Origin of the sequence: Brevibacterium permense, from assembly GCF_025506275.1 — a bacterium.
GTDB lineage: Bacteria > Actinomycetota > Actinomycetes > Actinomycetales > Brevibacteriaceae > Brevibacterium > Brevibacterium permense_A.
On the sequence record NZ_QYCP01000089.1, the window covers coordinates 136,530 to 143,266 of the forward strand.

8 protein-coding genes are annotated in these 6,737 nt (G+C 65.7%); 4 read left to right on the plus strand and 4 right to left on the minus strand.

Features of this window, described 5'->3' with window-relative positions; all coding sequences use genetic code 11:
• The first annotated feature begins 21 nt into the window (after positions 1 to 21).
• The 3 genes from D3I60_RS11445 to D3I60_RS11455 are packed head-to-tail and all read left to right on the plus strand — an operon-like array spanning position 22 to position 3,021.
• A complete protein-coding gene (locus D3I60_RS11445; protein WP_262776402.1) occupies positions 22 to 651 on the plus strand; it encodes an ECF transporter S component in 630 nt (209 codons plus the stop codon).
• Entirely contained in the window at positions 651 to 2,183 is a 1,533-nt protein-coding gene (locus tag D3I60_RS11450) for an ABC transporter ATP-binding protein (protein ID WP_262776403.1), read from the plus strand. The genes D3I60_RS11445 and D3I60_RS11450 overlap by 1 nt, the downstream gene beginning before the upstream one ends.
• A 10-nt stretch (positions 2,184 to 2,193) precedes the next feature.
• Complete coding sequence (locus tag D3I60_RS11455; RefSeq protein WP_262776405.1) at positions 2,194 to 3,021, plus strand: energy-coupling factor transporter transmembrane component T family protein; 828 nt, start codon at positions 2,194 to 2,196, stop codon at positions 3,019 to 3,021.
• A 64-nt stretch (positions 3,022 to 3,085) separates the two neighbouring features.
• Here the strand turns inward: D3I60_RS11455 and D3I60_RS11460 are convergent, their stop codons facing one another.
• The 4 genes from D3I60_RS11460 to D3I60_RS11475 all read right to left on the minus strand — a co-directional run bounded on the left by D3I60_RS11460 (position 3,086) and on the right by D3I60_RS11475 (position 5,575).
• Positions 3,086 to 3,628 carry a hypothetical protein gene (locus tag D3I60_RS11460; protein ID WP_262776406.1) on the minus strand — a complete coding sequence of 181 codons (543 nt, stop codon included), beginning with the start codon at positions 3,626 to 3,628 and terminating at the stop codon, positions 3,086 to 3,088.
• Positions 3,629 to 3,678: 50 nt separating this feature from the next.
• On the minus strand, positions 3,679 to 3,999 hold the full coding sequence (locus tag D3I60_RS11465) for a putative quinol monooxygenase (RefSeq protein WP_262776407.1): 321 nt from the start codon (positions 3,997 to 3,999) through the stop codon (positions 3,679 to 3,681).
• A gap of 75 nt (positions 4,000 to 4,074) precedes the next feature.
• The gene (locus D3I60_RS11470) at positions 4,075 to 4,677 is read right to left on the minus strand and encodes a class I SAM-dependent methyltransferase (protein WP_262776409.1); all 603 of its coding nucleotides are present in this window, start codon (positions 4,675 to 4,677) and stop codon (positions 4,075 to 4,077) included.
• Between the two features lie 22 nt (positions 4,678 to 4,699).
• On the minus strand, positions 4,700 to 5,575 hold the full coding sequence (locus D3I60_RS11475; RefSeq protein WP_262776411.1) for a LysR family transcriptional regulator: 876 nt from the start codon (positions 5,573 to 5,575) through the stop codon (positions 4,700 to 4,702).
• Positions 5,576 to 5,753: 178 nt separating this feature from the next.
• On the opposite strand from D3I60_RS11475, the gene D3I60_RS11480 reads away from it, so the two are divergent.
• On the plus strand, positions 5,754 to 6,737 hold a 984-nt coding region (locus D3I60_RS11480), incomplete at its 3' end, for an NAD(P)/FAD-dependent oxidoreductase (RefSeq protein ID WP_262776413.1).

Below are 6,737 nucleotides of genomic sequence, written 5' to 3' on the forward strand. Positions count from 1 at the left end.
TCCTTGAAATGAGGAGGCACAATGCCGAAAACCACCACGCCGAACACCACCCCCACCCTTTCACGCGCCTACACCGCAGCGCCGAAATCCAAACAGTGGCGGGTGGTCGACTATGTCACCACCGCCGTTCTCGGTATCGCCGTAGGGCTCGTGTTCTGGGTGTTGGCGCTGAGCTGGAAGGTCCTCGAGCTCGCCTTCCAGGCATTCCCGCCGTCGATCGGCCTAATCGCAGGACTCTGGGTGCTGGCCGGCCCGCTCGCCGGTGCCATCATCCGCAAACCCGGTGCCGCGCTCCTGTGCGAACTCATCGCCGCCATCGTCGAAGCCGTCCTCGGCTCCCACTTCGGAGCAACCGTTCTGCTCTCGGGACTGCTGCAGGGCCTCGGTGCCGAACTCGTCTTCGCCGCCTTCGGCTACAAGCGCTTCACCCTGTGGGTCACCGCGGCCTCGGGGATGCTGGCCGCGGCGTTCATGGCCGTGAGCGAGAACATCATGTACAACGCCGAATGGCAGTTCGGTTTCCAGGCGATCTACGCCGTCTGCGCAATCGTCTCCGGCCTCGTCATCTCCGGGATCGGCGCCTGGTTCGCCTACCGGGCGATCGCGGCCACCGGAGCTCTGAGCTCCTTCGCCTCCGGCCGTCTGCGCTGATGGCGCTGCCGATCACGGCCGCCGGCTTCTCATGGACGCACACCGACCGTGACCAGCCGGCAGTCGGTCCGCTCGACCTGCAGATCGCGGCCGGAGAGAAAGTGCTGCTGCTCGGCGCCTCCGGAGCCGGCAAATCGACGCTCCTTCACGCTGTCGCCGGTGTCCTGCCCGAGGAGTCGGGTGAGGCCACCGGTGAACTGCTCCTCGGCGGCGAGAAACCGGATCCTCGCCGAGGCAGCACCGGGCTGGTCCTCCAAGATCCCGATTCGCAGGTGATCTTCTCCCGCGTCGGCGATGATGTGGCGTTCGGGATGGAGAACCTCGGACTCCCGGCCGAGACAATCGAGGCTCAGGTCCCCAGATCTCTGCGGGCGTTGGGCCTCGATCTGCCGCCGGAGCATCCGAGTGCCGCGCTGTCCGGCGGGCAGAAGCAGCGGCTCGCTCTGGCGGGGATCCACGCGATGACCCCGGAGGTCATCGTCCTCGACGAACCGACGGCCAATATCGACCCCGCCTCAGCGACCGAGGTCCGCGATGCCGTGCTCACCGTGCAAGCCGAGACACAGGCGACAATGCTCGTCGTCGAACACCGGGTCGAGCTGTGGATCGATCACGTCGACCGGGTCATCGTGCTCGGCCGCGAAGGCATCGCTGCCCAAGGTCCGCCCCCGCAGATCTTCTCCGATCCCGACCTGAACGACACACTCGTCGACTGCGGAATCTGGATGCCGCAGCACTCCCCCACCCCGCGCCGAGGCGGAACGGCAGGAATCGATAGGTCGTCGGGTCGCCTCGGCGAGGTTCTGCTGCGCACCGATCGACTCAGCGTTGCTCGACCGCGCATGGCCACCCCCGCCGCGACCGACCTGGACCTGAGCCTGCGTGCCGGTCAGGCGCTCGGAATCGTCGGTGCGAACGGGGCAGGCAAATCGACCACGGCCCTGACCTTGGCGGGTCTGCTGCCCGAATTCTCTGGGCAGGTCCTCGCCGAGGCGGCCCTGCGGGAAGGAGCCAAACGGACCCGGCCTTTCGCCTGGCCGTCGAAGCAGTTGGCGGCGCGCATCGGCATGGTCTTCCAGGAACCGGCACACCAGTTCCTCACCTCGAGCGTGGCGACCGAACTCGAGCTGGGTCCCCGGCTGGCCGGGTGGTCTGCCGCCGAGTCGCAGGCTCGGATGGATGAGCTTCTTGAGGTCCTCGGTCTCACCGGGTTGGCACAGGCTCATCCGCAGAGTCTCTCAGGTGGGGAGAAGCGTCGCCTGTCGGTGGCGGCGATGCTGGCTCCCCGGCCGCGGGTGCTCATCGTCGATGAGCCGACCTTCGGTCAGGATGCGCTGACGTGGGCGGGGCTGGTGGAGATGTTCCTCGATGCTTTGGAACACGGTTCCGCGGTGATCGCGGTCAGCCACGATCAGGCGTTCCTCGAGGCCATAGGGGCCGATCTCCTCGAGCTCGGCGACCGCAGCAGCGCAGAACACGCCGGCACCAGTGGGTCGGATTCGCATGTCAGAGCGGGTGATCGCGGTGAGTGAGAGTCTCGATATGCATTCTCGCCCTTCCCCCGAGGTCGCCGTAGAGGATCCGGGGCAGCTCATCCCCGTGGTGCGTTCAACGTCGTTGGCTCGATGCAATCCGCTGACGAAGATCGCAGTGGCTTTCGTCCTCATGGTCGGGGCGCTGCTGAGCATCGATCTCGTCTCTGCCGGGGTGGTGCTGCTGGCAGCAGTGCTGGCTCTGCCTGCGACGGGACTCGATCTGGTGGCCGCGGCCAAGCGGCTGTGGTTCCTGCCCGCCGGAGCTCTGCTCGCCGCTTGGGGCACGGCACTGCTGGCGGAGAAGACCGGGGATGTGGTCGTCGACTTCGGTCCGATTCTGTTCACCACGGGTTCGTTGACGGCTGCCGCGGCGATCTTCGTCCGTGCCCTGGCGTTGGCGATCCCGCTCATTGTGCTCGTATCGACGATCGATCCGCGTGACCTCGCCGATGCGCTCATTCAGCATCTGCGCCTGCCAGAGGTCGTTGTGGTCTCTGTACTGGCGGCCTCGCGTCTGCTCGGACTGCTCGTCAGCGAGTGGCAGGTGCTGGCGATGGCCAGGCGGGCCAGAGGCGTCGCCGGCGGTTCGCTACTGCGCCGTACGGGCAGCCTCATCAGCGGGGCGTTCGTCCTGCTCGTGGTCTCGATTCGCCGGGCGACGACCCTGGCGATGGCGATGGAGGGGCGGGCATTCGGTCGTCCGAGCCGCACGTGGCGCAGGCGGTCGAGTTTCGCGGTCCGAGATGTCGTGGCGGTGCTTCTCAGTCTGGCTGTCTGCGCGGTCGCGATCGGTGCGGCTCACATGCTCGGAGTCTGGAACCCGATCATCGGCTGAGGCGAAGCGAGGCCGTCGGAGCTGTTCCGCTGCCAGTCGATCAGAGCTGCCGGTCGATCAGAGTTCAGAGCTGCTTGAGGAAGTTCTTGCCGAAGGCCCGCCATTCCTCAAGGGCTTCGGGGCTGGGCAGCTTCGACGTGGTGAGAACGAAAAGGGTCTTGTCTTCGCTTTTCGTCTCGGCGGCGGCTTCGACCTTGATGCCGCTGTCGAGGTTTGCCCGCCAGAAGGAGCGCTTCGCCGTCTCCGAGGTGCGGGGATCACCGTCGAGGGCCACCTCGTTGAGGGTATCGCCGACTAGGGAGGCGAACGTTTCGATGAGTTCGGATCGATTGCCGGGGATCGTGCGGGACACGGCGACGTCGAAGGTGCCATCGGCGCGCTGACCGGGCACGCGACGGCCGATCTCCTGCTCATAGGCGACGACTGCGCCTTGGACCCACCAGCCGTGGTTGTCGACTCTGCCGTCGAACTGGGGATAGAGAGCGTCGGCAAGCTCTTTGTGGCTCGCCGACGCTCCCCCGGCCGCTTCGAGGCGAGCACGGGTGTCGGCCCATGGTTCTCCGAGGGCCTTTTCGATCGATGCGATGTTCTGTGCTTTGGTCGCCATGGCAGAAGTCTATTCGCCCAATCGGTCCAAGTTGAAGGACTGGCAGGCGATCAGTCGATCTTCAGCTCGCCCATCTCGTCCCAGCCTTCACCGTCGATCTTGCGGGAGATGATCTTCGGGGTCGACACCAGGTGCGGGCGCATGGCTTCGAGGCCGGCGGCGAAGTGATCGCTGGTGACGTGCGGTTCTGCGCCTTCATCGGTGAATGCCTCGACGAGCACGAACTCGTTCGGGTTCTCCAGGCTCTTCGACCATTCGAACCACAGGTTGCCGGGCTCGGCCCGGGTCGCCTCGGTGAAGGCCCGAACGGCTTCGGGGAACTTCTCGACGCTTTCGGGTTTCACGTCATACTTCACGACGATGAAGATCATGGTTATTCTCCTTCAGCTGATCAGCAGTACGGTTCGATCCCAGCTTAGTTCGGCCGCAATTGCGAATCGACCGACTCACAGCCTTTCGGCGATGAGGACGAGGAAGTCGCTGTCGGGTTCGAAGGGACGCAGTTCCCAAGTGGAGAACTTCTGGTCGACGAACATCCCCGTGGCCTTGACGTCCTCGATGAAATCGTCGAAATCATACCCGCGTCCGGCACCGAATCCGGACACGAACCGACCGCCGTGCTTGAGGGTCGACTTGATGTTGCCCAGGGTCTGCCGGCGCGAGGCGGGATCGAGGAAGGACAGAACGTTTCCGGCGCAGAAGGCCACGTCGATCTCGGTGATCCCGGCACCGGCGAAATCGAAATCGGCGAGGTCGCCGGTGTGCCATTCACCGCTGGGGAAATCCTCCTCGGCGACGGAGATGAGGAATTCGTCGAGATCGACGCCGAAGACGGTGTGTCCTTCATTGATGAGCAGTCCGCCGGCCCGTCCGGTTCCGCAGCCGGCATCGAGGATGCGCGATCCCCGCGGAGCCATGGCGTTGACGAACCTTGCTTCACCGCCGATGTCATGCCCGGCGGCCGCAAGATCGCGCCACCGCTGCGCGTAGTTCGCCGAATGGTCGGGGTTGGCCCTGCGTACCTTGTTCCACTGATGGTCGAAGCTCATGCCCTCATCCTAGGCCGGAACCTCAGGCGAAGACTTCGGTGACCACCTTGGCGACGGCCCGGACCGGATCGCTGGGGTCCGGAGAAGTCAGCACGATGATCTCGCGTCCGCCCGCCTCGGCGGCCAGGTGGAGGTCGACGTCTGGCCCACCCAACGACATCATGATCGGCGTCGCCAGGGTCAGGCCGAGTCCGGTTCCGGCGAGCGCCAACGCGACCGCGGTGTCTGTGACGATATGAGTCTCCTTCGCGTTGATTCCCAGCCCCGAGGTGGCCAACCGCATCGCGCGGCCGAAGAGCTCCTCGGCCGGTGGGAGGATCCAGTCCGCCTCGGCCAGATCTTCATCGCTCGGCCGGGACGTCCCCGCGGGGACGACGATGCCGAAGTCCTCCTCGGCCACGGCCTCCCAGCGCAGCCCGCGCATCGGCGGCAGCGGCGCGGACGGGTAGTTGATCCCGATCCCCAGATCGATGACCCCGTCGATGACGGCGGCCGACATGGTTTCGACATTGATCTCCCGCGCCCGGACTTCGATATGCGGATGGCGCTCGGCCAGCGCCCGCACCACCTTCGGCAGCGCCGTCGTCGATGCCGACCCGAAGACGCCAAGGGTGACGATCGCCTCGCTGCGGAAGTCCCGGCCGAGCATCGCCATCTCCGCCTGCTGCTGAGCGGCGAGGATATTCCGTGCCCTGGGCAGCAGGGTACGCCCGGCTTCAGCGAGGACGAGCCCGCGGCCGCGACGTCGGAAAAGGTCGGAATCGACGACCCTGCTCAACGCTGAAATGTGCTGGGACACGGCCCCGACGCTGTAGCCGAGGTGGTCGGCCGCCCGCGTCATCGACCCGAGTTCGGCCACAGCGACGAACGTCCGCAGCTGTCCGAGCGTCCACGTCATGGCAGCGCTCTCCTGTCTTTAGGTTTCTTGAACACAATGTTCACAAACTCTCCCTTGTTCTTAAGTGTGATGGCAACCACAATGAAGTCAAGACACAAACGCCGACATCGCCGTCGGCACTCTCCGTTTCCGGGGCGACCAACGACGGTCGCCCCGGCAGCAGACAGCGAGGTGAACCGTGGAATCCCCCACCGCATCAACCACCACCCCCAACACCGACGGGGTCCCCGACGCGTCCAGAGCCCTGCCCGCCGAAGCCTCCGTCGTCATCATCGGCGCCGGGGTCATGGGAGCGGCCATCGCCTACCACCTGGCCGAACGCGGAGTCAGCGACATCGTCATCGTCGAACGCGATACCCCCGGAGCCGGATCGACGTCGAAGGCCGCCGGAGGTGTGCGCTGCCAATTCTCCGACGAGGTCAACATCGCCTTGGCCGCCCGCGGGCTCGAAGTGCTGCGGAACTTCGAGATCGATTTCGGCGTCGACATCGATCTGGTCAGCAACGGCTATCTGTTCCTCCTCGACAACGATGACGACGTGCTAGCGTTCACCGACAATGTGGCCCTGCAGCAGCGGATGGGTCTGGATTCGCGGATGCTCACCCTCGCCGAGGTGGCCGAACTGGCCCCGTTCGTCAACACCGAAGGGCTCGTGGCCGGGGCGTTCAACCCCGGCGACGGTCACTGCACTCCCGAGGCCGTCGTCGCAGGCTTCGTCACCGCGGCCCGCGAGCGCGGGGTCACGGTGGTCAAGAACTGCGAGGTCACCGGATTCGCCACGGACGGCGGGACGGATCGCAGGGCCACCTCGGTGGAAACGAATCAGGGCACGATCAGCTGCGAACAGATAGTCGTCGCGGCGGGAGCCTGGTCCGGCCCCATTGGGGACATGGCCGGGGTCGACCTGCCGGTCAAGCCGCTGCGGCGCGAGATCATGGTCTCCGAACCCGTCGATTTCGACACGTCGAGGATGCCCTTCACGATCGACTTCTCCACCAGCTACTACGTCCACCCGGAAGGAACCGGGCTGCTGTTCGGCTGCCCCGATGAGGTCGATGACTGGTCCTTCAACGACAAACGCGACCCGAACTGGCTGGCCACCCTGGCCGAGCACATCCAAGCTCGCACTCCGGAACTCGGCGAGGTCGAAGCGGGGCACGGG